Source organism: Rheinheimera marina (assembly GCF_042654345.1).
Lineage (GTDB): Bacteria > Pseudomonadota > Gammaproteobacteria > Enterobacterales > Alteromonadaceae > Pararheinheimera > Pararheinheimera marina.
This window is the reverse complement of sequence record NZ_JBHSGB010000012.1, coordinates 235,577-257,278: the sequence shown is the minus strand read 5'-3', so window position 1 is coordinate 257,278 and position 21,702 is coordinate 235,577. Positions and strand designations below refer to the sequence as shown.

The following is a 21,702-nucleotide window of genomic DNA, read 5'->3' as shown; positions in this document are numbered from 1 at the left end:
CAATCCGATCACTTAGCGTAAAAATAGAATCAAGAAAAAGAACGGTTAGCAGGTGATCGGATAACTCCGGAATCGCTGATCGGATTCACCGAAATACGCAAACCCTCTGGCGATGGTGCAACGAGGCCCGGTTTGTTACCTGATTGCGACGGTGGAAGGCTACAACGAACCAAGACGTTTTGCCGTACACAGGTTTTTGCGGGTTGTGCAGACAGACGCCCCCTCAAAGGTACTGGAAAACTTTAACCTTCAGCAGTATCTGGCTGATGGCGCCATGGCATTTAGCAATGGTCAAACGCTGTATCTGGAACTTGAGGTGGAGCCAGTACTGGCCAACCTGCTGACGGAAACCCCTTTGTCTCCTGATATGAAGTTGGAACCTCAGCAAAACGGTAAGACTTATATCGCAGCAACTGTGCATAAGGGCTGGCAACTGAATCACTGGCTATTAGCGCATGCCAATGATTTGACAGTACTGGCACCAATTGAGCTTAGAGATATGATCAAGCAAAAACTGACAGCGGCTTTAAGCCGTTATGGTTCAAGCACTTAACAGGAGTAAAAAGCATGAAATCCTCCAAAAACAATAGATTAAAAGTTATAGAGCAGGCGATCAGAGATGCACATAAGTATTCTTTGCAGAATTGTGGTCTGCCACTGAATAAAATGCCCGAGTATTTTCTGGGTGTCACTATTGGTCAAGCAATGGTCGAAGCGTTTGATAACTTTAAAGTACGCTTTGAAATGAGTGTACAAGACCTGCTTAATCATCTGGATGTTCCGGCAAGTGGTGAACCACAAGATCGAGAAAATGGCCGCTTTGATTTGGTTCTGCTAACCAAATCAAAAGAAATACCAGCTCACGTCATTGAGATAAAACGAGGCGTAAAAGCCGGTAGTATGGCTGCAGACATCCGCCGTTTAGCAAATATCTGCCGTGCAGCTCAAAGTGGTAGTCGGCTGGAGACCAACTATTTTGTCACCGTGACGGCACGAAGCGAAAAAGTTGTATCTGAAAGACCTGAACAGCTTATGTCTGCTTCCGAAGAAGCCCTGCAGAATATTCGCTTACACGAACCCAAAATAATTTCGCTGGAGCATCCTGACGGAAAGTCAGTTACTGCCGCTATATATGAAGTAACTTACAACTACAGCTAATGCCACAACCGCCCCTAATCACTTAGAGAAGCACGCTAAAAACTGAATTCAATCGCCAGGCTAAGCTCATTCAGGGCTGAGATACACTCGGTGCGGGTGAGCTGCATGTCACAGCCAAGATGTTCTTTCTCCAGTTTAAGTTGCAAAGCAATAATCTCTGCAGGACTGAAGTGCAGTCGTGCTACGAGATAAAAAATATTCACTGTGGGCAAAGTTTGCCAATGCTGCCAAAACCAATCGATACCATATTGTTCAATACAATGAACCTGAGCATAACGTTTAAATGCAAGCTCATAAGCGTTAAAAGTGATATTACAGGCGATTGGGTTTAAGGCTATCTGCTGCCAGATTGGATGTTGTGGCTGTAAATGCCGCACAAATTCCAGTGCCATAGAGATCTGTGGCAAATAAAGGTAGAACTCATCCGTCAGAGCCTGATGTTGCTGGTGATACTGCAGCAATAAAGCTTCGTCAACATCGTCGGTTGCAGTCCATGCCAACTCCTCAGGGTAAAAACGTGGCACAGCCCAGTGCAGCACTGCAAGCAGCTGTTGCTCTATCTCGGCCGGTAAATCGTCAATCGCAGCAAAGGGTAATTGTTGACCGGTATAAATTGCCGATAACAGCTCGTCAACCAAAGGCCAATCCGATTTTTGGTGACATTCTTCGCCATCTTTTAACATCGCAATCTGGAGTTGCTGCTCAGCGTCAGTCAGGTGTTTTACCAGTGAATGTGCTGCAAGGCGCACTAACAAAATCGCAGGCCACAGCAGTTGTCCAGACTGATGCAGTATAAGCAAAGCACTAAAATCCGGGCATTCTATGCTGTAACTGTCACAAAAGATGTCTTCAATGCCGGGGGCGCTTGAGAATTCACCTCGTTGCCACATATCCAGCACCAGATTTCGTTCAATACAATAACCACACATCAGCTTGCCCTCAGAAATATCTGCTTGTGGTTATTATCAAGTGTCAGCGCGACAGGACATGTCGCACCGGGTGTTAAACTGGGCAAAGTAGAAGTTATTCTGGCAAGGCATTAAACATGCACTTTCTGCAAGCAAACAATCGACAGATCCACTGCACCCAAGCTATGTTGCAGCACAGTATTTTTTATCTGTTACCGGATACCCAACCAAATACCTGGCGGCTATACAGTAAACCTGCTTATTTACTGATTGAGCGCAGGTTGAGAGCCTTATCCACATTTGCAGAAGTGTCTGCACAGCAGCGGCTTAACAAGTTGTTAGTAGGGCATACTATTGAATTGTTTAGAGATGGCGACGTCATCAACTTACCTGATGAAGTGAGCCACATAAACTCAAGCAGTAGAATTTGCTGGAAAGGATGAACTGTCAGGGAAAGCAAAATCCAATGGAATTAAGCTGGATGCTAAAGGTCGAAAGACTGGTGTTCACTAAGCATGAATGATTGGCAAGCAATCTACGAACTTGTAATGCATGCCTCTGATAGGTTCGATTGCTTCAGGTATCTCAGTAAGAATCGACATCATCTGCACATTGATTGCCGCCACTGCGTTTGCATTACGAATTGAGTCGTAGACGAGTTTCGCCTCAAAACCAACACCGTTTGTGAGAAGTGCGAGCACTCCGCCATGGGTAAAACTGTTAAACGGAGTATTGTTCAGAGCTCTAAAATCGTTCAGCTGTGCAAGGATATGTTGTGGCGCTTGGGTGTTATCAAGACTCTTTAACATATCTGCAAGCATCGGGGTCTCTAACTTTTTCAGTTCGGACGGACCAATTTTGCCGGCAGCAGTCAACTTGTTAAACCATGCGTCATTTTCGGCATACATCATCCAAAAACCCCGGACTAAGCTCTCATATTGCAGTCGCATCAAACCAAATCCCGAAGACATTAACCCTTCGTTGATTAATCTCCACATGGCCAGACCGTGTTCGAAACACAACATGCCGGATTGGAATGCGAGTTGGTGTTTAAGTGTTGGATATGGCTCGAGCTTGCTAATATGATCAGCCATAAAGTCATACATCTCAAAGCTGCGTGGTAGCAGCTTTTCCAGTTCCTTCTGATACGTTTCAGTATTCATTAATGCCTTAATATTCAGAACCTTTGCGGCATTCGCAGAAGTACCACAGTACAGCCCCTCAATTCAATCTCTGACACTCAAACCTTTTCAAACAAATCTTCAACGCGACAATTAAACAGCTCGCAAAGCTTGTCCATGGTTTCAAAGTCAACCCGCTGAGCGGTTTCTTTGTAAAGCAGCGTGATTGTATTGCGATTCAGGCCGGTTTCCCGGGCCACATCGACGATTTTCAGCTTGTGTTCGCCCATCAGTTTAGCTAAGTGGCATCTAATCAAAATTCACCTCAAACGACAAAATGACATTTTAAATGGCAAAAAACTATTGCAAATGTCATTTTGCGATGCCAAATTGCACTCAGGATGACATTTTAACTCTTTAAATGTGATTCTGTTATTTAGGATAACTCAATCGAGGAGTTTATACCATGGCAACAACGGCTACCTATCTGACGACCGAAGAATTGGCGTCTTTGATTAAGTACGACGTACGAACCATCCGTGAAACTTTGAAAGACAAGGTATTAATGGAGGGCGTGCATTACATCCGACCTTTTGGAGGCCGGAAAATACTGTTTATTTGGGATGCAATTGAACGTGATATGGCAAAAGCGCTCCCTGCCATGCTGATCCCGATGGCCAATGGAGGACGTGCTCATGGGTAGTATCAGAGTTCGTTCCGGTTCGCCCAATTTGCTGCTTGACTTCGCTTACATCGGCGTGCGCTGCCGCGAGCAAACAGCGCTGCCGGATACGCCTGCTAACCGCAAAACACTGGCGCGGCTGATGCAGAAAATCGAAGCGGAGATATTGCTGGGCACCTTCGTTTACAGCAATTACTTTCCCAACAGCAAGCTGGTTGGCAAGTTTGAAAAGATTGCCCAGCAACGCATGGCGGTGAATACGGCAGGTAGAGAGCCAAAGTTTACTGAATTTGCTGACATCTGGCTGGATGAAATGGCGGTGAGCTGGCGAATTTCTTATCAGGAAACGATGCAAGTTATCGTCAAAAACCGGCTGAAACCATACTTTGGCAACAAGCTGATCAGCAGCATCACTAAAGCGGACATCATCCAATTTCGCGCCTCACTCGAGACTATAAACTTTTCTGTGTAAGTGGCTGTTTATCATAACGATATACGGTCACCGTACATGATCATAAACTGCGTCATCGCAGGCTTCCAATCGCGCAGCGGCATTGTCCACTTTTTGGCGATTTGGTGTAAAGCCAGATACAACAACTTCAACACTGCATCATCATTAGGGAATGACCGTCTGGTTTTGGTGACCTGACGCAGGCTGGCATTGAGCGATTCAATCGCGTTGGTGGTGTAAATCACCTTGCGGATTTGTGGCGGATAATCAAAGAAGACGCTCAGCCGTGTCCAATTGTCTCGCCAGGATTTACTGATGCTCGGATGCTGCTTATCCCAAGTCTCAGCAAACTGTTCAAGCGCATGCTCCGCCTGCTGTAAGGTAGCTGCGCCATAGATAGTTTTAAGGTCGGCTGCGACGGCTTTGCGCTCTTTCCAGCTAACGAAGCGCAGGCTGTTGCGGATTTGATGCACGATACACAGTTGAACCTGAGTGTTCGGATACACCGCCTCAATGGCATCCGGAAAGCCCTTAAGGCCATCAACACAGGCGATGAAGATGTCTTCTACACCGCGGTTTTTCAGCTCGTTCATCACCGACAACCAGAATTTAGCCTCTTCGGTTTGCGCTAACCACAGGCCCAGCAGCTCTTTTTCACCCTCGCAATTGACCCCGAGCGCCAGATAAACAGATTTGTTCTGCACGCTACCGGTTTCACGGCTGCGGACCACTAAACAGTCCAGATACACGATAGGATAAACCGGCGCTAACGGCCGTTGCTGCCAGGCTTTGACTTCGTCCAGCACGGCGTTGGTCACTTGGGAGATAAAGGTGGGTGAAACCTCTACACCATACACATCTTCGAAATGAGCCTGAATGTCACGGGTTGACATGCCTCGGGCGTACAACGAGACAATGCGCTCATCAAAGCCGCCCAGCTGTTTTTCACCTTTTTTAATCAGCTGGGGTTCAAAACTGCCGTTGCGGTCACGCGGTGTTTCGAGCTCGATGTCGCCATGGATACTGCGTACCGTTTTGCGGCTTTTACCGTTACGGGAATTGCCGGTATTTTTACCGGCCGCATCATGTTTGGCGTAACCAAGATGCTGCTCCATCTCAGCTTCAAGCGCACGTTCGGCTAGCTTTTTAGTGAGCTGCTTGAGGAGACCTTGCTCACCGAGCAGGTCTTCAGGGGATTTGTAGTCAGCTAATAACTGGTCGATAAGCTGGTCTGATACTGGCATTCTTATGTCCTTTCAAATACATAGGTAGAATGCCACTTACACAGATTTTTTTACACTCTCGTGCTTGATACCATCCTGCTGCGGTAGGCTGCAGGATGGCCAGGCGAAAAGATCATTGTTAATGATGCAGCAGGCGATCAATCGCCTCCGGCTTATTGTGAATAGCAAATTTATCCACCAGCGTCGCGCTTGCTTCATTGAGGCCAATCACTTCCACCGTTTTACCCTGCCGGCGCAATTTCAGCACCACTTTATCCAGTGAACTGACAGCCGTGATATCCCAAAAATGCGCGTGGGTTAAATCAATCTGCACCTTGGGCAAGGTTTCATTAAAATCAAAGCTTTGCACAAAAGGCTCGGCCGAAGTGAAAAACACCTGGCCGGTGACGGTATAAACACGGCATTGACCATCAGTGGAGACAGCGGTTTCAATCGCCAGTAACTGGCCGATTTTATTGGCAAAAAACAGCGCGCTCATTAATACGCCGACAAACACACCCAATGCCAGATTATGGCTGTATACCACCATGGCGACGGTGGCGAGCATGACAATACTGGAGCTTTTTGGATTGGTGCGCATGTCTTTGACCGACTGCCAGTTAAAGGTACTGATCGACACCATAATCATTACTGCGACCAAAGCTGCCATTGGAATATGACCCACCCAGTCACCGAGAAACACCGCAAAACAAAGCAGCAACACACCGGCCAGCAAAGTCGATAAGCGGGTGCGACCGCCGGATTTGACGTTGATCATCGACTGACCAATCATGGCGCAACCAGCCATACCGCCGAGCAAACCCGAGCCGATATTGGCAACGCCCTGGCCGACACATTCGCGATTTTTGTTGCTGTTGGTGTCGGTTAAATCATCAAGGATGGTTGCTGTCATCAGCGATTCCAGTAAACCGACCAGAGCAAGTGCCAATGAATATGGGAAAATAATCTGCAAGGTTTCAAAGCTCAGTGGGACTTCTGGCCATAAGAATATCGGCAGGCTGTCCGGCAACTCGCCCATATCAGACACTGTGCGCACATCAATGCCAAAATACAGCGCGATAGCGGTCAACACTAAAATACAAACCAGTGGCGATGGCACTGCCTTAGTCACCAGCGGTAACAGATAAATAATGCCAAGGCCAGCAGCGGTCATTGCATAGACATGCCAGGTCACATGGGTTAGTTCCGGCAACTGGGCCAGAAAAATCAAAATCGCCAGGGCGTTGACAAAACCGGTGACCACGGATCGCGAGACAAACCGCATCAGCTCACCAAGTTTTAATACACCAAACAGAATTTGCAGCACACCACACAAAAGGGTAGCGGCCAGCAGATATTGCAGGCCATGTTCTTTCACCAAGGTTATCATCAGCAGCGCCATCGCGCCGGTGGCTGCAGAGATCATTGCCGGCCGGCCGCCGGCAAAAGCTGTGATCACGGCAATAGCAAAAGACGCATACAAGCCCACTTTGGGGTCAACGCCTGCAATAATCGAAAAGGCAATCGCCTCAGGAATAAGCGCCAAAGCAACAACGATGGCGGACAAAACATCAGCACGAACATTGGACAACCAATGCTGTCGGAGGGAATTCATCATAGAAAAATCCAATACAAGGGATCAGCAACACTGATCTATCAATACAATCAGTTGCAACGACTGCGACTCTGGCACAGGGGCCAATTTGTGTTAAAGCCTGACGCAACCCAATTAAGCATCTGAGCTCGAACAAAAATGAATGAGTTATGCAATCAACTACATCGGTGGTATCAATCCTGTAAGGAACAAGGGGATGCGTATTGTAACAGAATGAGCCTGTTGCTCAGGCTGTTTTTTAAATTGCCTTAGCAACAGGCTCAGAATAGCCACAATCTAAACGCATTAAACAAAAATCCAATCGCCATAATACCCGTCACGACGATGACAAAAATCAGCACTGTGCCTAAGCCGACACCTTTTGCAACCAGAGCTTCTGCCACAGGCAAGGTACCAAAAATATCAGCATACATCGGCACACCAATGAACGTAGCCACCGGTACCGACCACCACATAAGCAATGGCCACCTGCCAGTTAAAGATACTGGCCAGCACTATCGCTGAGGCTAAATCCACTAAAGGCGATGAAATTAAAAACGAAAAGGTCACCCCAAGCGGCAAACCGGCACTGGTAAAACCGATCAATAAGGAAATAGATGAACAAGAACAGAATGGCGTCACTGTGCCCACTAGTGCTCCGGTTAGATTAGCTTTGAAGCCTTTCATGCCACTCAGAATTTGACGGGTACGCTCTGGCGGAAAATAGTTTTGCAGCCATCACCATGGCAGCATAGCATTGACATATGGAAAATCACATATATGATAATTCGCATGTGTTATTGCTTGCTGTGCACTCCGCAGCCAAGCAGTTTATGCAGCGCTAAATCACATCCAGTCTGAGTTATCTGAGGCCTCACCCCATGCTTCCTGTTGAGTTCTTTAAGTTGTTAGCCGACGAAACCCGCTTGTCCTCACTGCTGTTAATTGTGCAGGAAGGCGAGCTTTGCGTCTGTGAGCTGACCGCTGCCCTGAATGAATCGCAGCCGAAAATTTCCCGTCACCTGGCGATGCTGCGAAGCGCCAAGGTGCTGTTAGACCGTCGCCAGGGGCAATGGGTGTTTTACCGGCTCAATCCTGAACTACCGGCTTGGGCCGCGGAAACGCTGGAGCAAACCCGCGCCCAGAACACTGAGTTGTTAACACCGCTGATGCAGAATTTGTGTGCCATGGGTGAACGGCCAGAGCGCGCCAAAGCCTGTTGTCAGGAACGTTAGTTGAACGCATAAGTAAGAAAACATTGGCCAATTGCCACGATGGAGCACCCCATGAACATCTTGTTTTTATGCAGCCATAACGCTTGTCGCAGCATTTTGGCCGAAGCGATTTTTCGCCATGTAGCCAAAGCGCTTGGGGTGAAGGCGCAAATTTATAGCGCAGGTTCAACGCCACGAGGCCAGGTGCATCCATTGACGCTGCACTACCTGACGGATTGGCAGATCAATACCGTAGGGCTTACCAGTAAAAGCTGGGATGATTTGGCGGCTATGACGCCGGACCTGGTGATCTCTGTGTGCGATCAGGCAGCCGGCGAATCTTGTCCGGTGTGGTTTGGTAAAGCGGTGAAAGCGCACTGGTCACTGCCAGATCCGACCCGCGCAGGATTAAGCGAGGTCGAACAACAACGGGAGTTTGCGGCGTTACTTCAAGCCTTACAGCAGCGTGCAGAAGCACTGTTTCAGATGACATCTAATGCAGATAGTGCAGCGTTAGCCGCGATCGAAAAGCGGTTTCCAGTCACCAAGGAGTGAGCGTGGGTATTTTTGAACGGTATTTATCGGTGTGGGTGGCTTTGGCGATGGCTGTCGGGATATTAGGTGGACTCTGGCAACCCACATTATTTCAGGCCGTAGCAGCTTTTGAATATGCGCAGGTTAATGGCGTTATTGCGCTACTGATTTGGCTAATGATTTACCCGATGATGGTGCAGGTGGATTTTTCAGCTATTCGCGATGTGGGCAAAAAACCAACCGGACTCGTACTGACGTTGGTGATCAACTGGCTGGTCAAGCCTTTTACCATGGCGCTGCTGGGTTGGTTGTTTTTCCGCCTGTTATTTGCTGATTGGGTCGACCCGCAAACCGCCACTGAATATATCGCTGGCATGATTTTATTAGGCGTTGCGCCTTGCACCGCTATGGTGTTTGTCTGGAGCCAACTGACCAAAGGCGATGCCAACTACACACTGGTACAGGTCAGTGTAAATGACCTGATTATGATTGTTGCTTTTGCACCGATCAGCGCCTGGCTGCTTGGCGTATCTGATATCACAGTGCCCTGGTCAACCTTGCTGTTATCTGTCGCGCTGTACGTGGTATTGCCGCTACTGGCCGGTGTTGCCACCCGACGTTATTTGGCCAGACATGCAGTGTCAGGTGAGGAGGCGATCCGTACCTTTGCCAGCCGCATCAAGCCATGGTCGATCTTTGGTTTACTTGCCACAGTGCTGCTGCTGTTTGGTTTTCAGGCGCAGACCATCATCAGCCAGCCACTGGCCATTGTGCTGATTGCTATTCCACTGCTCATTCAAACCTATGGCATTTTTGCGTTGAGCTACTTTGCTGGCTGCCAACTCAAGCTGCCCCACAATGTTGCTGCACCGGCGGGCATGATTGGTGCCAGTAACTTTTTTGAATTGGCGGTCGCCGTGGCAATTTCGCTGTTTGGTCTCCATTCAGGTGCCGCGCTGGCCACAGTAGTTGGCGTGTTAGTCGAGGTGCCGGTGATGTTGTCGCTGGTCGCTTTTGCCAACCGTACCCGCCATTGGTTTCCATCCAACTGATTTTATAAAGGAATGCTGATGTCTCATCCATACGATGTATTACCGCTTGACGCTCAATCTGCTGCAGGCCTGATTTTTACGCCTTGCCCGGGTACCAAAGGCACATCCATCGCTGAGGCGCTTGCCATCCTGCTGCAAGCAGGCGCTGCGGCGGTGATTTCATTAAATCCGATGTCAGAACTAGAAAGTTTGCAGGTCGCCGATTTAGAGGCGCAGGTTAATGCCCATGGGCTGCAGTGGTTTCATTGTCCGATTGAAGATGACCACGCACCGCTTGAAGATTTCGCCTCAGCCTGGCAACAAGCAGGCCCGCTGGTGCATCAACTGCTGAACGAAGGCAAAACGGTTGCCATCCACTGCAAAGGCGGCTCTGGCCGGACAGGTTTAATAGCCGCGCAAATTTTGCTGGAACGAGGCTATAGCAAAGACAAGGTGAAAAGCAGGGTGCAGGCGCTGCGACCTTATGCGCTCACACTGCCGCCGCATGTCGAATATTTTAATCAACTGGCTGCCCGTTGAGCGCAGCCATTTTTGAGGACACAGGCATGACAATTAAAGTAGGGATTAACGGCTTTGGCCGCATTGGCAGGCTGGCGCTGCGCGCCGCCTTTGACTGGCCGGAATTTGAATTTGTCCGTATAAACGACCCAGCCGGCGATGCCGCCACTTTTGCCCATCTGCTGAACTTTGATTCAGTACACGGCCGCTGGCCGCATGAAGCTACCCATACCAATGACAACATCGTTATCAACGGTAAACAGATAGCCGTCAGTCATCACAAAGCCATTGCCGAGACCGACTGGTCAGGCTGTGACATCGTGATTGAATGCTCTGGCAAAATGAAAAGCAAAGCCGTGCTGGAGGCGTATTTAGCGCAGGGTGTGAAGCGTGTAGTAGTCAGTGCCCCGGTGAAAGAAGCTGGAGTACTCAACGTGGTCATGGGTGTGAATCATCAGCTTTATGATAAAGACCTGCATCGCATTGTGACCGCAGCAAGTTGTACCACCAACTGCTTAGCACCTGTGGTTAAAGTGATCCACCAAAGCCTGGGCATTAAACACGGCTCTATGACCACCATCCACGATTTAACCAATACCCAGTCGATTCTGGACACGCCACATAAAGACTTACGCCGCGCCCGTGCCTGTGGCGCCAGTTTAATTCCAACTACTACCGGCTCAGCCACCACTATTACCGAGATATTCCCCGAGCTTAAAGGCCGCTTAAACGGCCATGCGGTGCGGGTGCCACTGGCCAATGCCTCGTTAACCGATTGCGTATTTGAAGTGGAACGCGCCACCAGCGCCGCTGAAGTAAATCAACTGCTCAAAGCCGCCGCCGACGGCGCGCTGCAAGGTATTTTGGGTTATGAAGAGCGGCCGCTGGTCTCCGTTGATTACAAAACCGACCCGCGCTCCAGCGTCATCGATGCGTTATCGACCATGGTGGTGAATGGCACGCAAGTGAAAATCTATGCCTGGTATGACAATGAATGGGGTTATGCCAACCGGACGGTAGAACTGGCCCGCTTGGTCGGTGTGGCCGACCTGAGTTAAACGCCAGTAGCGGTCGTAGTGTTCGATCAATGATGAACTATCAGTTCTCACTGCGACCGTTTCATCAAACAAAAATATGGATTTGAGACCGATGTCAGAGACGTTCAACAACAGTGGCCTTCGCCAATACCTGGTCGTTACCGGTAACTACTGGGCTTTTACCCTGACCGATGGCGCACTGCGTATGCTGGTTGTCCTGCATTTTTACAAGCTCGGTTACAGTCCGCTGGCTATTGCATCATTGTTTTTGTTTTATGAGCTGTTTGGCGTTGTCACTAATTTAGTGGGCGGTTGGCTCGGTGCGAGGATTGGCCTGAATAAAACCATGAATATAGGTTTGTTGCTACAGGTTGTTGCACTCTCGATGCTGCTGGTGCCAGCCTCTATGTTGACTGTTGTTTGGGTCATGGCTACGCAGGCTATGTCGGGCATCGCCAAAGATCTCAATAAAATGAGCGCGAAAAGTTCGCTGAAACTGCTACTGCCTGACGAGGCACAAGGTGCTTTGTACAAGTGGATCGCTATCCTGACCGGCTCGAAAAATGCCCTGAAAGGTGTTGGTTTCTTTTTAGGTGGTTTGCTATTGGCCCAACTTGGGTTTCAAGGCGCAGTGGCGAGTATGGCCGCAGTCCTTGCGGCTATTTGGTTGCTGAGTTTATTTCTGCTGAAAAAGGATCTGGGTAAAAGTAAATTCAAACCCAAATTCAAAGATTTGTTTTCCAAAAGTTCAGCCATTAACAAGCTCTCTGCGGCCAGATTGTTTTTATTTGGAGCCCGCGATGTCTGGTTTGTCATAGCCCTGCCGCTGTATCTGGCTACACAATTCCAGTGGAGCCAAACCTCAATTGGTAGCTTTTTAGCGTTGTGGGTCATTGGCTATGGCATGGTGCAGGCACTGGCTCCGGCAATCACCGGTAAGAAAGCAGGTAAAGTTCCCGGCGTATCTGCCGTTGTTGGATGGGCAATCGCACTCTGTGCGATCCCACTGCTGATAAGTACAGGTATGCAATACAGCTCTGCACCTCTGTGGGTATTGATCGGTGGCCTGATGGTGTTCGGCGCTGTGTTTGCAGTCAACTCTTCCCTGCACAGCTATCTGATAGTCAGCCTCGCCGGATGTGACGGAGTCTCTCTGGATGTCGGTTTTTATTACATGGCCAATGCTATAGGCAGGCTTATCGGCACTGTGCTTTCAGGCTGGGTTTATCAGGCATATGGCCTTGAGGTATGTTTGTGGATATCAAGTGTATTTTTAATGCTAACGCTATTTATCAGCATCACATTGAAGAATGAAGACGCTTGAAAATGGCTCTCGCTCTATCGCTGACGATGTCATTTGCTTACACATTTATGCCTCAAAAAATATGAGCATAATGATTGGAATGATTCCAGCGTTGTCCGCTTTCACCTAACAGCGGACTTTAATGCCAGTAAAGTGAATAGATTTCACTCAATTTCTGCTAAATAAAATTATTGATCCTGAGACCTCCTGCGCTTGGCTGCCGCTCATCACGCGGGCCCTTAACCACCACTCCTTTTCCTGAATTGCGCGGCTTTATGGCGGTTGCCGCACAAGGCCATGCTGCACCAAGGGCGTTTGTGGGCTTTGGTGCGATGGTAAAACCACAAAATGCAGTCTGGGTGTTCACATTGTTTGACCAGGGCGGCGTTGCCTTTGAGGATTGATGGCGGACGACCAGCGGGTTTGCAGTTTGCTGAGATAGAGCAAGGCATTTGCAGATAACTGAAAGGCATCGCCATTTCAATGTCCCGTCAACAGTTCGGTGCAGGCATATTCCGCGACCACACTAGCAGCAAATCAGGCTGATGATTGAGCCGCTTGATGCGTTGGCAAATCTTGCAGATCACTATGGTAAATCACCAAGTTACGGCCCAGCTGTTTAGCTCGATATAGCGCCTGATCGGCCTGTTCAATCAGGCTCATCACTTCTGACTGCCCGTTGCTGCAAGTCCATCCAATACTGGCACTGAGTTGTAGTTCGGCTGGCCAGTCCTGTTGCTGGTGCAGCTGGCGTATCAGCAGTCGCAGTTGTTCTGCCTTCTGTAATGCCTGCTGAGGGCCAGTGTCTGGCAGGCAAATCAAAAACTCTTCTCCACCCAGCCGGAACAGTAAATCGTAGTCGCGGCAGTGCTGTTGCATGGCTGTGGCGACCGCAGTTAACACCTTGTCACCTAAGCTATGTCCAAAACGATCGTTAATTTGTTTGAAATGGTCCAAATCGAGTAGTAACAAGGCGACCTGATGTTTTTGCCGGCTGCTCTGGTTCAGTACCGCCGTAATTTTGGGGGCGAGTTGATGACGGTTGTACAAGCCGGTCAATGCATCGCGCTGTGCCTGGTGCAGCAACAACTGATGCTGTTGTTGCACTAAAACGGCGACAAAACCGGCCAGTAAAATGCTGGCAAACACTGTCATGCAAAAAAAGCCCAGCTGATGCAATAAAGGCGGTTGGGTAAAACGTTCTGGCGCCATCAGTTCAGCGCCATACATCAGCCAGCGGGTTGTCATTTGGGCCAGATTAAACAGCAGTGCGGTGCCGAGGATCCTGCTAGCGACAGACAATTGGCTGAGTTTGAGCGGTTTCAGTAAACCCAGTGCACGGATATTCAGCAGAATAATCACGCTGAAACAAACAAAGACCCTGAGCCTAAACTGCTGCTGCATCACAGGCAGCAAATGGAGCATCACCACCGTAAGTACCAGCGACCAATACAGCCAACGGCGCAGCGGGCGTTGTTGCCAGGCGGCCAATCCGAACAGTACACAAAGATGCATCGACATAGTGGCGGCATTGGCCAGCATGGGAAGAAGCAGCGAAATTTGCACACCCAGATCCGCGATCAGGGCGATGCCAGCATTGAGCAGCAAACAAGCGCCACTTAAAGAAAACCACAACCACGGACTGCCAGAACTTTGATGTTTGACCTGATAACCGCAGCACAGCAGTATCGTCAGGCCTAACAGAAAATTTATTGCACTAAGGGTTAGTAAATCCATTTTACCTAAACCTGTCACATCCTTGTTGTGCGCTATTAGAGCACTGAATACCTGAGGGCTCAATATCCAGGGACAGATTTAACTAAGTCTCTGTTTTAGTTCAGGTGCTTTTCGCATTTGCTGTGTTTGTTTTCGGGATGAACTCTGAGGTCTTACGCTATGGCGCTGCCAGTTTTGCAGCGAGCTCAGCTGGTGCGTATTAGGGCCAACAAAGCGTTGAGGCTGGTTTGCCTGCCTGCCGGACCTCTGTTAGTCTCAAAGGGACAACATGACGGAGCCGTCCGTGAAAAGACAAGCTGCCTCCAGCTTATGGCTCCTCTGGCTCCAGAGGGTTACCGGACTTTATGCTTGCGCCATCCCTTCCAATTGATGAACTCAAACGCTTAGCTGCACTTAGCTCCGCAGCTTTGCTGGACAGTCCGGCTGAGCAGCGCTTTGACCGGCTGACCCATCTGGTTCAGCTTTGCCTTGGCACGGAAATTGTGCTGGTATCTTTGGTCGACAAGGAACGCCAGTGGTTTAAATCCAGGCAGGGTTTAGACGCCTGTGAAACCCCCAGAGAGATTTCATTTTGTGGTCACGCCATTTTAGCCAAGGATATCTTTGAAGTCGCCGATGCGGCGCAAGACCCCCGTTTTGCAGACAACCCGCTGGTGCTGGGGCCGCCTTTTATCCGCTTTTATGCTGGGGCACCGCTCAGCTTTGACGGCCAGCGTATTGGCACTTTGTGTGTGATTGACAGCAAGCCCCGCAAGCTGACTGAAACCGAGCTGGAGATTCTGCGTAACTTTGCAGATTCGGTGGAACAGGAAATTCGTGACCGCTTACAGCAGTTTGCCCATCAGAAGTTAGCCCAAAGTGAATTGTTGAACCGTTCGGTGCTGGACGGTACCCGCATTGGCACCTGGCAATGGAATGTGCAGACCGGCGAAACCCTTTTTAATGAACGATGGGCCGAAATTATCGGCTATCGTCTTGATGAACTGCAGCCGATCAGCATTGATACCTGGCTCGGCCTGGTGCACCCGGACGACGGTGAACGTTCCAACGCATTGCTACAGCAGCATTTTTCTGGTGAGGCAGAGTTTTATGACTGCCAGTGTCGGATGCAACATAAAGACGGCCATTGGGTATGGGTGCATGACCGCGGCCGGCTGGTGTCGAGAACTGCAGATGGCCAGCCCCTGATGATGTATGGCACTCATGCTGATATTTCCGAACAGAAAGAAGCGGAACAGGCTTTGTTGGCGAGCCGGGATAAACTGGAGAAAATGACGCAGCAGCTGCCCGGTGTGGTGTATCAGTTTCAGCAGTGGCCAGACGGCCATTTTGCCTTTCCTTACGCCAGTGAGTCCATATATCAGATTTATGGGGTGACGCCTGAGCAAGTACGGCACGACGCTTCGGCGGTGTTTTCCGTCATAGTTCCGGACGATATTCCTGCAGTGACGGAAAGCATACTGCGTTCTAAAACCGAATTGTCACTGTGGCAGCATGAATACAGAGTGAAACGTCAAAATGGCGATGTGGCCTGGATGGCGGGCCGGGCTATGCCAGAAGCCATGCCCGACGGCAGTGTGCTCTGGCACGGTTATATCTATGAGATCACCGAACGTAAACAGCAGTATCTTGCGCTGGAGCAGGCTTACTCCGAGTTAAATCTGGCGCAGCAACGGCTGGAGCAGGCCAGCCGCCAAGCCCGCATTGGTTACTGGCGGGCGACTTTGCGCACCGGCGAGTTGTGGTGGTCACCGATGATTTATGACATTTTCGGCTTTGACCCAGAGTTTACCCAGCCCAACATTGCGCTGTTTAACAGCATGGTGCATCCGGACGACCTCGATAAACTTGCCGAGAGTGAAGCCAGGGCTTTTCAGAGTGGGGAACACAATGTGATCCACCGTATTGTGCGGCCCGATGGCGAAATCCGCTGGGTGCACGAGCTGGCGCAATTGCTGCCGGTGCAGGATTTTCCTGAACAGGTGATGGTGGGGTCGGTGCAGGATGTCACCGAATTTATGCGGCTGCAACGGCTCAAAGATGAGTTTATCTCCACCGTCAGCCACGAACTGCGTACCCCGCTGACTTCCATTGGTGGCGCCATTAAGCTGTTGGTCGGCACCCAGCAATTGCAGTTAAACGACACAGCGCAAATGCTGCTGGATGTAGCACAAAGTAATATCAGCCGGTTGCAGCATTTGATTAATGACCTGCTGGATATTGAAAAGCTCAGCGCCGGTAAAATGAAGCTGGAGCTCAAGACGCTGAAAGTGTTGCCTTTGTTGCAGCACGCGCGGCGTGACCACGCCACGTTTGCCGAAAAATCCAGAGTTAAACTGGAGTTGCAGGTGACGGAGGATCTGGCGGATGCCGAGCTCAAAGTGGATGAGCACAGGTTGCAACAAATTCTCGCCAATCTGCTGTCCAATGCGCTGAAGTTTTCTCCGGATGGTGGTTTGGTGGTGCTGGAGGCGCACCGGCAGGGCTCGCAGCTGGAAATATCAGTGACTGACCAGGGCCCAGGTATTCCGACTGAATTTCACAGTAAGATTTTTCAGCGTTTCTCGCAGGCCGACGCCAGCAGTTCAAAAAGCAAAGGCGGCACCGGCCTTGGGCTGGCGTTGTGCAAGGAATTGGCTGATGTGATGGGAGGCACTATTGGTTTTATTTCGACTCCAGGCCAGGGCAGCCGGTTTTTTGTGCGTTTTCCTTTGTTGTTCTGAGTCTGCGGCAGGAATTTTTACCCGAATCAGATAAAGGTGCATTTCATCCGTTATGCTGAGGGAAGCTCTGATCCCAGCAGCCATAGTGGCCACCTCCTGTGGCCGGAAAACTCTAGGAGTACGGATGATCAACGATCAACTGCAGTTAGTGTTTCTGCTTAAAAAAAACGCGTTGTCACAGCGGCTGTTAAATGTGCTGAACCGCGACTATGCCTGCCTTTATGCCCGCCAGTTTGACGACCCGCTAAGCTGTGATCCAAAAAAAAATGACGGTGTATCTGCTGGATGAGGATACTGCATTCAGTGACGCACAAAGGCGTTTCGCACTGTCTGAACAGGCGGTGGCACTGGTGCATCTTCGCAATAAAACCTTCACGCTGTGTGGCGAACTGTCGCAGGTGCCTCTTCAGCAATTTATGCAATTGTGCCAGCGAATCTTATTGTGTTCCGATGATGCGGGGTCTGACAGCGCTGCAGAAGATGGCAGACCGGTGGTGATTAGCAAGCAACAGGAGCTGGTTGAAAAAACCTGTCGTTATATCCTGCAGCATTTGCATCAGCCACTGACCGTAGATTCGATCAGTAAAGCGATGAATACAAACCGGAATAGTCTGGCAAAAGCTTTTAAGCAGGAGCTGGACATCGGCGTTTCGGCCTGGTTACGCCTGCAGCGCATGGAAAAGGCCCGTCGATTGCTGATCGAAACCAGCCTGAGTATTCAGGAAATTTCATTACGGTTGGGTTATCAGTCGCAGGCCAATTTTTCTGCAACTTTTAAGAGTGTGTTTCAACAAAACCCGCTGCGGGTCCGACGCAGGTCGGGCTAGTGGCCGCGGTTGACCAGCAGCAACGGCTGACTGGTCATTTTGTTCCGTGTTGCTCTCTCAGTGCCAGCGCAGGCCCGATCTGGCGTGGCCTGTGGCATTGGCATACATCTGGCTTGTTGATGTGCAGGATAAAACTAAAGGAACTCTTATGCTGATCGAACCCCAGGAGATGATGAACTCGCTAAAGCAGCTGTCGGCCCCGGCAGCAGAAAAAGCCATACTGCTGGATTGGCTGAAATCTGCCTGTCTGCTGCAGGCGCAGACTGCCGGAGAGGTGGTGTCAGCACAGTTGCTGGAACAGTTGAGGCAGCAATTTGAGCCGGTATTTCTTTGCCTGGCCAGGCAAGACCTGCTCCCGGAAAACCGGCAACTCTGCCAACAACTGGAGCAGCAGATCAGCGCTTTTTATCAAGGGATAGCCTCAGTTCCTGGTCACAGTCAGGAGCAGCTGTTACGCCGGTGGAACCACTCGGCAGCTGCTGCCGGCACTGGACAGCACGCTGAGACGTTTGCGCTCAACCCGTCACAAAGCATTGGGCACTCCAGCCCAGCCATCACGCAGCCGACGGTTGCTGTGCAGGTGGATGCTGGCTACAGCCGTTATGAATAAACAGGAGGCACCAATGAAAGCTCAGGCCGTTGAAGACAATTACTTAGTGCTGTCTGCGTGTTTACAGCAGGTGGTTGAGTTTGCGTCTGCCAACCCGGCGATGGACCCAAAGCCCGACAGCGCTGGATTAGCGCTTTGGGCCAGTCAAATGCAGCAGTTGTTGGTGTTCCAGCAAAAAATCCTGTTGCTACCAGGGCAGGAGAGTCGGCAGGAACTGGAAGCGGTGTCTGCACTCTATAGCTGCAGTCAGGACGGCTTACTGGACCTCATCTATGCCAGCCCACTGCCAGCCGGTGCAGAACACTGGTTTGATTATCAGCAGGAATTCAAAGCCAGGCAGCAGCAACTCAATGCCTTGCAGCTGTTGTGGCAATGGCAACAGGCGTTTTATACGGAATTGCTGCTTGCCTCCCCTCATTTACCGCTGCCTTACCCCACTGAAGGCGCCGGCAATCCGGAGGATCCAGCTCTGGCTCACGCAGGCTCCACAGACCCACAGCCCGCCTTGCATTGGTAATCGCAGTGATCAAGCAGACGCCTGCAGTTTTTGATCGTTTTGGCTGGTATTGGCAGCCAGCCAGCTGGCTGGCGGAGATGTCGCCTGCCGACGTGACAGCGGCGACTAAAAAGGCGATTGATCTCAGTCCTGTCAGCCGTGAATTACTGGCCTCAGCGGCACTAAACAGAGCAGATGCCAAAGCCACCCGGCTGGCGATGCAGCTGATGCTGAATTCGCTGCATACTGACACTACAGAAGATTAACTCTGCCAGATCCCTGATCGGCGCCAACAAAAGCTCCGCAGCCACAGGGCTCAGGAGCTGGCTGGTTCAGTGAGATTATCGCTCTTCATCGTCTTGTTTGGGTGACAAGAAATACTGAAATACCTGGTCAGGTATGCTGCGTGCGGGGACGATTTTGACTTCAGGCTGCGGGCTTGCTGTCGTTTTGTTGCTGGGTTTTCCTTCTGATTTATCAATGTTTTCTGATATAGAAAGGATCTGTTTCAGCAGCTCGGCGCCGCCACTTGCCTCTACCCTGGTGCTCATCACCAGCGATCTGTATGGGGCACTCAGTAACGGGTTTTGTAGCCATTTGGCATAAGCGACACCCATGGCCACCATATTAACGGTATTCTGGTTTCTGAATGCGTCCACTTCATTTTGTGCGGCGAAGGACAACGATTGTGCAACTGCAGCTCCGGCGGCTTCTTCTGCCGTAATACCTAATTTAGAGGTGGCGGAGCCGGTTTTATGATTTTCTTCACTCATGATGACGTCCTCTCCATCGTTAATTGGCCTGTCCTGTGTGCAAAGCCTGGCTCAGCATCAGGCCGGTTGGTTGATGCGCATTTTGACTACGGCTAAAAACTCCAGCAGGTCATTCAGGCCGGCAGTATCCAAAGTACAGACAAAGAGAGCCTGCTTTGTTGGTTCAGGCTGGAACAGCTGAACAGAAAGAGTGAGTTTCTGTTGCTGCAGGTTGTAACAAATGCTCCATTCCCCAGGACTGGTTTTATCCAAAGGGTCAAAAGGGGCTTTGATGCAGTTGGATATACCGCTGGATTGAGATGACAAAGGCATAGTCAGGCTCCTGTGGTCGTGACATGAAGTTGTTGGACTGGCTGGGTTCAAGAACTCAGAATTTTATTGCAGACCTGTACCATGGCCGAGTTGGCCAGAGTCTGGGACGCATACTGGTTGGCTGTGTTATTCAGCATAGTCAGTGTGGTGGCATTGACCAGACCACCTAAAGACAGAGTTTGCAGGGTTTCATTGCTTTGGCTTTGTACTTCGTCATTAATGGCCACTGAGCTGTCGATGTAATTGGTGTCGGGCATAATCTTTACTCACTTTTATGGCTTGAAATCAGACAGGCACAGAGCAACCAGGTTGCTCTGTCTGAACTGCGAGTGGCTGGTGTCCAGCCAGCTCACACCTGTTTACTTGTTCTGGGAGAACAGCTTGGTTACACCCAGAGTGGTAGCAGCCTGATAGGCGACATTGGCCTGTTGCTGCGCATACACCGCATTGGCAGCGGCCATGGCGACAGAGTTGCCAATGGTTTGGTACAGGCTGCCCATAGCCATGGCCGGTGCTTCGGCCAGCACTTTGGTGTTGGCAATAGTGACAGCGTCTACAATGGCGCCATTGACTGCGGTTGGTTGAGAAGCGTTGCTCATCATGATCTCCTTATGGGGTTAGTTTTTTACTGGTTGTCAGAAAACAATTTGGTTACGCCAAGGGTACTGGCCGCCTGGTAACCCACATTGGCCTGCTGTTGCGCATACACAGCATTAGCGGCCGCCATGGCGACAGAGTTGCCAATGGTCTGGTACAGACTGCCCATCGCCATGGCCGGTGCTTCTGCCAGTACTTTGGTATTCACTGTGGCGATGGAGTCGACAACGGCACCATTGACCACTGTAGGTTGGGTTGAGTTAGACATAAGATCTCTCCTGAGTTGATGTTGTGTTACTTCCTACTGCTGTTGGCTTAAGTCGCTAGTTGTTCTGACTGAACAACTTGGTGACCCCTAAAGTTCCGGCAGATTGGGCTGTGACCCAACCCTGTTGCTGAGCATAGACCGAATTGGCCGCTGCCATAGCGACAGAGTTGCCGATCGTCTGATACAGGCTGCCCATCGCCATAGCCGGGGCTACTGCACCGACTGAGCTGTTGGTGCCTGCGACAGCGTCAATAACGGCGCCATTCACCTGAGTGGGTTGTGACATCGCTGGATCTCCTGTTCAAAAGGCTGATGCTGTTACGCGTTTTGTGAGAACAATTTAGTGACACCCAGCGTCGTTGACGCCTGATACACCACATTGGCCTGTTGTTGCGCATAAACGGCGTTGGCTGCGGCCATCGCGACTGAATTACCAATAGTCTGGTACAGACTGCCCATGGCCATTGCCGGAGCTTCGGCCAGTACTTTTGTATTGGTAATAGTGACAGAGTCGACGACTGCGCCATTGACAAGTTGTGCACTCGACATAATCAATCTCCATGATTTAGGTACTATGCGTACCA

32 protein-coding genes and 1 pseudogene are annotated in these 21,702 nt (G+C 50.2%); 17 read left to right on the top strand and 16 right to left on the bottom strand.

Annotated features, from left to right (window positions below):
* Nucleotides 1-112 precede the first annotated feature (112 nt).
* On the top strand, nucleotides 113-553 hold the full coding sequence (locus tag ACFO3I_RS14490; RefSeq protein ID WP_465269145.1) for a helix-turn-helix transcriptional regulator: 441 nt from the start codon (nucleotides 113-115) through the stop codon (nucleotides 551-553).
* Between the two features lie 14 nt (nucleotides 554-567).
* Nucleotides 568-1,158 (top strand): hypothetical protein, encoded by a 591-nt coding sequence (locus ACFO3I_RS14485; protein WP_377335088.1) that lies wholly within the window; start codon nucleotides 568-570, stop codon nucleotides 1,156-1,158.
* 35 nt (nucleotides 1,159-1,193) lie between these two features.
* Here the strand turns inward: ACFO3I_RS14485 and ACFO3I_RS14480 are convergent, their stop codons facing one another.
* From ACFO3I_RS14480 to ACFO3I_RS14470, 3 genes are all read right to left on the bottom strand, one after another.
* Nucleotides 1,194-2,087 (bottom strand): hypothetical protein, encoded by an 894-nt coding sequence (locus tag ACFO3I_RS14480; protein WP_377335086.1) that lies wholly within the window; start codon nucleotides 2,085-2,087, stop codon nucleotides 1,194-1,196.
* 488 nt (nucleotides 2,088-2,575) lie between these two features.
* Nucleotides 2,576-3,229, bottom strand: coding sequence for a DUF6988 family protein (locus ACFO3I_RS14475; protein ID WP_377335084.1), 654 nt, complete (start codon nucleotides 3,227-3,229; stop codon nucleotides 2,576-2,578).
* 77 nt (nucleotides 3,230-3,306) lie between these two features.
* The gene (locus tag ACFO3I_RS14470; protein WP_031569333.1) at nucleotides 3,307-3,504 is read right to left on the bottom strand and encodes a helix-turn-helix domain-containing protein; all 198 of its coding nucleotides are present in this window, start codon (nucleotides 3,502-3,504) and stop codon (nucleotides 3,307-3,309) included.
* 149 nt (nucleotides 3,505-3,653) lie between these two features.
* On the opposite strand from ACFO3I_RS14470, the gene ACFO3I_RS14465 reads away from it, so the two are divergent.
* Nucleotides 3,654-3,890 carry a hypothetical protein gene (locus tag ACFO3I_RS14465; RefSeq protein ID WP_377335082.1) on the top strand — a complete coding sequence of 79 codons (237 nt, stop codon included), beginning with the start codon at nucleotides 3,654-3,656 and terminating at the stop codon, nucleotides 3,888-3,890.
* Nucleotides 3,883-4,341: an Arm DNA-binding domain-containing protein gene (locus tag ACFO3I_RS14460; protein ID WP_377335080.1), complete on the top strand. Its 459-nt coding sequence runs from the start codon at nucleotides 3,883-3,885 to the stop codon at nucleotides 4,339-4,341. Before ACFO3I_RS14465 ends, ACFO3I_RS14460 begins: the two co-directional genes overlap by 8 nt.
* Nucleotides 4,342-4,352: 11 nt before the next feature.
* Here the strand turns inward: ACFO3I_RS14460 and ACFO3I_RS14455 are convergent, their stop codons facing one another.
* The 4 genes from ACFO3I_RS14455 to ACFO3I_RS14440 form a co-directional block, all read right to left on the bottom strand.
* Complete coding sequence (locus ACFO3I_RS14455) at nucleotides 4,353-5,564, bottom strand: IS256 family transposase (protein WP_377335078.1); 1,212 nt, start codon at nucleotides 5,562-5,564, stop codon at nucleotides 4,353-4,355.
* A gap of 118 nt (nucleotides 5,565-5,682) precedes the next feature.
* Nucleotides 5,683-7,161: a SulP family inorganic anion transporter gene (locus ACFO3I_RS14450; RefSeq protein ID WP_377335076.1), complete on the bottom strand. Its 1,479-nt coding sequence runs from the start codon at nucleotides 7,159-7,161 to the stop codon at nucleotides 5,683-5,685.
* Nucleotides 7,162-7,418: 257 nt separating this feature from the next.
* Nucleotides 7,419-7,571 carry a hypothetical protein gene (locus tag ACFO3I_RS14445; RefSeq protein WP_377335074.1) on the bottom strand — a complete coding sequence of 51 codons (153 nt, stop codon included), beginning with the start codon at nucleotides 7,569-7,571 and terminating at the stop codon, nucleotides 7,419-7,421.
* On the bottom strand, nucleotides 7,561-7,824 hold the full coding sequence (locus tag ACFO3I_RS14440) for a permease (RefSeq protein WP_377335072.1): 264 nt from the start codon (nucleotides 7,822-7,824) through the stop codon (nucleotides 7,561-7,563). Before ACFO3I_RS14440 ends, ACFO3I_RS14445 begins: the two co-directional genes overlap by 11 nt.
* Nucleotides 7,825-8,018: 194 nt before the next feature.
* On the opposite strand from ACFO3I_RS14440, the gene ACFO3I_RS14435 reads away from it, so the two are divergent.
* The 6 genes from ACFO3I_RS14435 (at nucleotide 8,019) to arsJ (ending at nucleotide 12,796) form a co-directional block, all read left to right on the top strand.
* On the top strand, nucleotides 8,019-8,372 hold the full coding sequence (locus ACFO3I_RS14435; RefSeq protein ID WP_337880273.1) for a metalloregulator ArsR/SmtB family transcription factor: 354 nt from the start codon (nucleotides 8,019-8,021) through the stop codon (nucleotides 8,370-8,372).
* 51 nt (nucleotides 8,373-8,423) lie between these two features.
* Nucleotides 8,424-8,906 carry an arsenate reductase ArsC gene (locus ACFO3I_RS14430; RefSeq protein ID WP_377335069.1) on the top strand — a complete coding sequence of 161 codons (483 nt, stop codon included), beginning with the start codon at nucleotides 8,424-8,426 and terminating at the stop codon, nucleotides 8,904-8,906.
* Nucleotides 8,907-8,908: 2 nt separating this feature from the next.
* A complete protein-coding gene (arsB, locus tag ACFO3I_RS14425) occupies nucleotides 8,909-9,937 on the top strand; it encodes an ACR3 family arsenite efflux transporter (RefSeq protein WP_377335067.1) in 1,029 nt (342 codons plus the stop codon).
* Nucleotides 9,938-9,955: 18 nt separating this feature from the next.
* Nucleotides 9,956-10,456, top strand: coding sequence for a phosphatase domain-containing putative toxin (locus ACFO3I_RS14420; protein ID WP_377335065.1), 501 nt, complete (start codon nucleotides 9,956-9,958; stop codon nucleotides 10,454-10,456).
* Nucleotides 10,457-10,482: 26 nt separating this feature from the next.
* Nucleotides 10,483-11,493 carry an ArsJ-associated glyceraldehyde-3-phosphate dehydrogenase gene (locus ACFO3I_RS14415; protein WP_377335063.1) on the top strand — a complete coding sequence of 337 codons (1,011 nt, stop codon included), beginning with the start codon at nucleotides 10,483-10,485 and terminating at the stop codon, nucleotides 11,491-11,493.
* A gap of 76 nt (nucleotides 11,494-11,569) precedes the next feature.
* Nucleotides 11,570-12,796 (top strand): organoarsenical effux MFS transporter ArsJ, encoded by a 1,227-nt coding sequence (gene arsJ, locus ACFO3I_RS14410; RefSeq protein ID WP_377335061.1) that lies wholly within the window; start codon nucleotides 11,570-11,572, stop codon nucleotides 12,794-12,796.
* Between the two features lie 218 nt (nucleotides 12,797-13,014).
* Here the strand turns inward: arsJ and ACFO3I_RS14405 are convergent, their stop codons facing one another.
* Nucleotides 13,015-13,227, bottom strand: coding sequence for a CGNR zinc finger domain-containing protein (locus ACFO3I_RS14405; protein ID WP_377335092.1), 213 nt, complete (start codon nucleotides 13,225-13,227; stop codon nucleotides 13,015-13,017).
* 85 nt (nucleotides 13,228-13,312) lie between these two features.
* The gene (locus ACFO3I_RS14400) at nucleotides 13,313-14,512 is read right to left on the bottom strand and encodes a GGDEF domain-containing protein (RefSeq protein WP_377335059.1); all 1,200 of its coding nucleotides are present in this window, start codon (nucleotides 14,510-14,512) and stop codon (nucleotides 13,313-13,315) included.
* A gap of 410 nt (nucleotides 14,513-14,922) precedes the next feature.
* On the opposite strand from ACFO3I_RS14400, the pseudogene ACFO3I_RS19130 reads away from it, so the two are divergent.
* From ACFO3I_RS19130 to ACFO3I_RS14370, 7 genes and pseudogenes are all read left to right on the top strand, one after another.
* Nucleotides 14,923-15,327 (top strand): annotated as a pseudogene (locus ACFO3I_RS19130) (GAF domain-containing protein); the annotation flags it as partial.
* Entirely contained in the window at nucleotides 15,313-17,235 is a 1,923-nt protein-coding gene (locus ACFO3I_RS14395) for a PAS domain-containing sensor histidine kinase (protein ID WP_417714987.1), read from the top strand. The pseudogene ACFO3I_RS19130 and the gene ACFO3I_RS14395, both read left to right, overlap by 15 nt.
* Before the next feature lie 52 nt (nucleotides 17,236-17,287).
* Nucleotides 17,288-17,524, top strand: a complete 237-nt coding sequence (locus tag ACFO3I_RS14390; RefSeq protein ID WP_377335055.1) for a hypothetical protein — start codon at nucleotides 17,288-17,290, stop codon at nucleotides 17,522-17,524.
* The gene (locus tag ACFO3I_RS14385) at nucleotides 17,502-18,062 is read left to right on the top strand and encodes a helix-turn-helix transcriptional regulator (protein WP_377335053.1); all 561 of its coding nucleotides are present in this window, start codon (nucleotides 17,502-17,504) and stop codon (nucleotides 18,060-18,062) included. The genes ACFO3I_RS14390 and ACFO3I_RS14385 overlap by 23 nt, the downstream gene beginning before the upstream one ends.
* Before the next feature lie 148 nt (nucleotides 18,063-18,210).
* Nucleotides 18,211-18,672 carry a hypothetical protein gene (locus ACFO3I_RS14380; RefSeq protein ID WP_377335051.1) on the top strand — a complete coding sequence of 154 codons (462 nt, stop codon included), beginning with the start codon at nucleotides 18,211-18,213 and terminating at the stop codon, nucleotides 18,670-18,672.
* 13 nt (nucleotides 18,673-18,685) lie between these two features.
* Nucleotides 18,686-19,189, top strand: a complete 504-nt coding sequence (locus ACFO3I_RS14375; RefSeq protein ID WP_377335049.1) for a hypothetical protein — start codon at nucleotides 18,686-18,688, stop codon at nucleotides 19,187-19,189.
* A gap of 5 nt (nucleotides 19,190-19,194) precedes the next feature.
* Nucleotides 19,195-19,434, top strand: coding sequence for a hypothetical protein (locus ACFO3I_RS14370; protein WP_377335047.1), 240 nt, complete (start codon nucleotides 19,195-19,197; stop codon nucleotides 19,432-19,434).
* A gap of 75 nt (nucleotides 19,435-19,509) precedes the next feature.
* Here the strand turns inward: ACFO3I_RS14370 and ACFO3I_RS14365 are convergent, their stop codons facing one another.
* From ACFO3I_RS14365 to ACFO3I_RS14335, 7 genes are all read right to left on the bottom strand, one after another.
* A complete protein-coding gene (locus tag ACFO3I_RS14365; protein WP_377335046.1) occupies nucleotides 19,510-19,941 on the bottom strand; it encodes a hypothetical protein in 432 nt (143 codons plus the stop codon).
* A 57-nt stretch (nucleotides 19,942-19,998) separates the two neighbouring features.
* Entirely contained in the window at nucleotides 19,999-20,253 is a 255-nt protein-coding gene (locus ACFO3I_RS14360) for a hypothetical protein (protein WP_377335044.1), read from the bottom strand.
* A 47-nt stretch (nucleotides 20,254-20,300) separates the two neighbouring features.
* Nucleotides 20,301-20,510: a hypothetical protein gene (locus ACFO3I_RS14355; RefSeq protein ID WP_377335042.1), complete on the bottom strand. Its 210-nt coding sequence runs from the start codon at nucleotides 20,508-20,510 to the stop codon at nucleotides 20,301-20,303.
* A gap of 102 nt (nucleotides 20,511-20,612) precedes the next feature.
* Nucleotides 20,613-20,852 carry a RebB family R body protein gene (locus ACFO3I_RS14350; protein ID WP_377335040.1) on the bottom strand — a complete coding sequence of 80 codons (240 nt, stop codon included), beginning with the start codon at nucleotides 20,850-20,852 and terminating at the stop codon, nucleotides 20,613-20,615.
* 26 nt (nucleotides 20,853-20,878) lie between these two features.
* Nucleotides 20,879-21,118 (bottom strand): RebB family R body protein, encoded by a 240-nt coding sequence (locus ACFO3I_RS14345; RefSeq protein WP_337841426.1) that lies wholly within the window; start codon nucleotides 21,116-21,118, stop codon nucleotides 20,879-20,881.
* Between the two features lie 55 nt (nucleotides 21,119-21,173).
* Nucleotides 21,174-21,404 (bottom strand): RebB family R body protein, encoded by a 231-nt coding sequence (locus ACFO3I_RS14340; RefSeq protein WP_377335037.1) that lies wholly within the window; start codon nucleotides 21,402-21,404, stop codon nucleotides 21,174-21,176.
* Nucleotides 21,405-21,436: 32 nt separating this feature from the next.
* The gene (locus ACFO3I_RS14335; protein ID WP_337841424.1) at nucleotides 21,437-21,667 is read right to left on the bottom strand and encodes a RebB family R body protein; all 231 of its coding nucleotides are present in this window, start codon (nucleotides 21,665-21,667) and stop codon (nucleotides 21,437-21,439) included.
* Nucleotides 21,668-21,702 lie beyond the last annotated feature (35 nt).

Bases quoted from the DNA above. Each gene is read 5' to 3' on its own strand.
- ACFO3I_RS14490 (WP_465269145.1), top strand. From the start codon at position 113: ATGGTGCAACGAGGCCCGGTTTGTTACCTGATTGCGACGGTGGAAGGC.
- ACFO3I_RS14485 (WP_377335088.1), top strand. From the start codon at position 568: ATGAAATCCTCCAAAAACAATAGATTAAAAGTTATAGAGCAGGCGATC.
- ACFO3I_RS14480 (WP_377335086.1), bottom strand. From the start codon at position 2,087: ATGTGTGGTTATTGTATTGAACGAAATCTGGTGCTGGATATGTGGCAA.
- ACFO3I_RS14475 (WP_377335084.1), bottom strand. From the start codon at position 3,229: ATGAATACTGAAACGTATCAGAAGGAACTGGAAAAGCTGCTACCACGC.
- ACFO3I_RS14465 (WP_377335082.1), top strand. From the start codon at position 3,654: ATGGCAACAACGGCTACCTATCTGACGACCGAAGAATTGGCGTCTTTG.
- ACFO3I_RS14460 (WP_377335080.1), top strand. From the start codon at position 3,883: ATGGGTAGTATCAGAGTTCGTTCCGGTTCGCCCAATTTGCTGCTTGAC.
- ACFO3I_RS14455 (WP_377335078.1), bottom strand. From the start codon at position 5,564: ATGCCAGTATCAGACCAGCTTATCGACCAGTTATTAGCTGACTACAAA.
- ACFO3I_RS14450 (WP_377335076.1), bottom strand. From the start codon at position 7,161: ATGATGAATTCCCTCCGACAGCATTGGTTGTCCAATGTTCGTGCTGAT.
- ACFO3I_RS14445 (WP_377335074.1), bottom strand. From the start codon at position 7,571: ATGTATGCTGATATTTTTGGTACCTTGCCTGTGGCAGAAGCTCTGGTT.
- ACFO3I_RS14440 (WP_377335072.1), bottom strand. From the start codon at position 7,824: ATGAAAGGCTTCAAAGCTAATCTAACCGGAGCACTAGTGGGCACAGTG.
- ACFO3I_RS14435 (WP_337880273.1), top strand. From the start codon at position 8,019: ATGCTTCCTGTTGAGTTCTTTAAGTTGTTAGCCGACGAAACCCGCTTG.
- ACFO3I_RS14430 (WP_377335069.1), top strand. From the start codon at position 8,424: ATGAACATCTTGTTTTTATGCAGCCATAACGCTTGTCGCAGCATTTTG.
- ACFO3I_RS14420 (WP_377335065.1), top strand. From the start codon at position 9,956: ATGTCTCATCCATACGATGTATTACCGCTTGACGCTCAATCTGCTGCA.
- ACFO3I_RS14415 (WP_377335063.1), top strand. From the start codon at position 10,483: ATGACAATTAAAGTAGGGATTAACGGCTTTGGCCGCATTGGCAGGCTG.
- arsJ (WP_377335061.1), top strand. From the start codon at position 11,570: ATGGATTTGAGACCGATGTCAGAGACGTTCAACAACAGTGGCCTTCGC.
- ACFO3I_RS14405 (WP_377335092.1), bottom strand. From the start codon at position 13,227: ATGCCTTGCTCTATCTCAGCAAACTGCAAACCCGCTGGTCGTCCGCCA.
- ACFO3I_RS14400 (WP_377335059.1), bottom strand. From the start codon at position 14,512: ATGGATTTACTAACCCTTAGTGCAATAAATTTTCTGTTAGGCCTGACG.
- ACFO3I_RS14390 (WP_377335055.1), top strand. From the start codon at position 17,288: ATGCTGAGGGAAGCTCTGATCCCAGCAGCCATAGTGGCCACCTCCTGT.
- ACFO3I_RS14385 (WP_377335053.1), top strand. From the start codon at position 17,502: ATGACGGTGTATCTGCTGGATGAGGATACTGCATTCAGTGACGCACAA.
- ACFO3I_RS14380 (WP_377335051.1), top strand. From the start codon at position 18,211: ATGCTGATCGAACCCCAGGAGATGATGAACTCGCTAAAGCAGCTGTCG.
- ACFO3I_RS14375 (WP_377335049.1), top strand. From the start codon at position 18,686: ATGAAAGCTCAGGCCGTTGAAGACAATTACTTAGTGCTGTCTGCGTGT.
- ACFO3I_RS14365 (WP_377335046.1), bottom strand. From the start codon at position 19,941: ATGAGTGAAGAAAATCATAAAACCGGCTCCGCCACCTCTAAATTAGGT.
- ACFO3I_RS14360 (WP_377335044.1), bottom strand. From the start codon at position 20,253: ATGCCTTTGTCATCTCAATCCAGCGGTATATCCAACTGCATCAAAGCC.
- ACFO3I_RS14355 (WP_377335042.1), bottom strand. From the start codon at position 20,510: ATGCCCGACACCAATTACATCGACAGCTCAGTGGCCATTAATGACGAA.
- ACFO3I_RS14350 (WP_377335040.1), bottom strand. From the start codon at position 20,852: ATGAGCAACGCTTCTCAACCAACCGCAGTCAATGGCGCCATTGTAGAC.
- ACFO3I_RS14345 (WP_337841426.1), bottom strand. From the start codon at position 21,118: ATGTCTAACTCAACCCAACCTACAGTGGTCAATGGTGCCGTTGTCGAC.
- ACFO3I_RS14340 (WP_377335037.1), bottom strand. From the start codon at position 21,404: ATGTCACAACCCACTCAGGTGAATGGCGCCGTTATTGACGCTGTCGCA.
- ACFO3I_RS14335 (WP_337841424.1), bottom strand. From the start codon at position 21,667: ATGTCGAGTGCACAACTTGTCAATGGCGCAGTCGTCGACTCTGTCACT.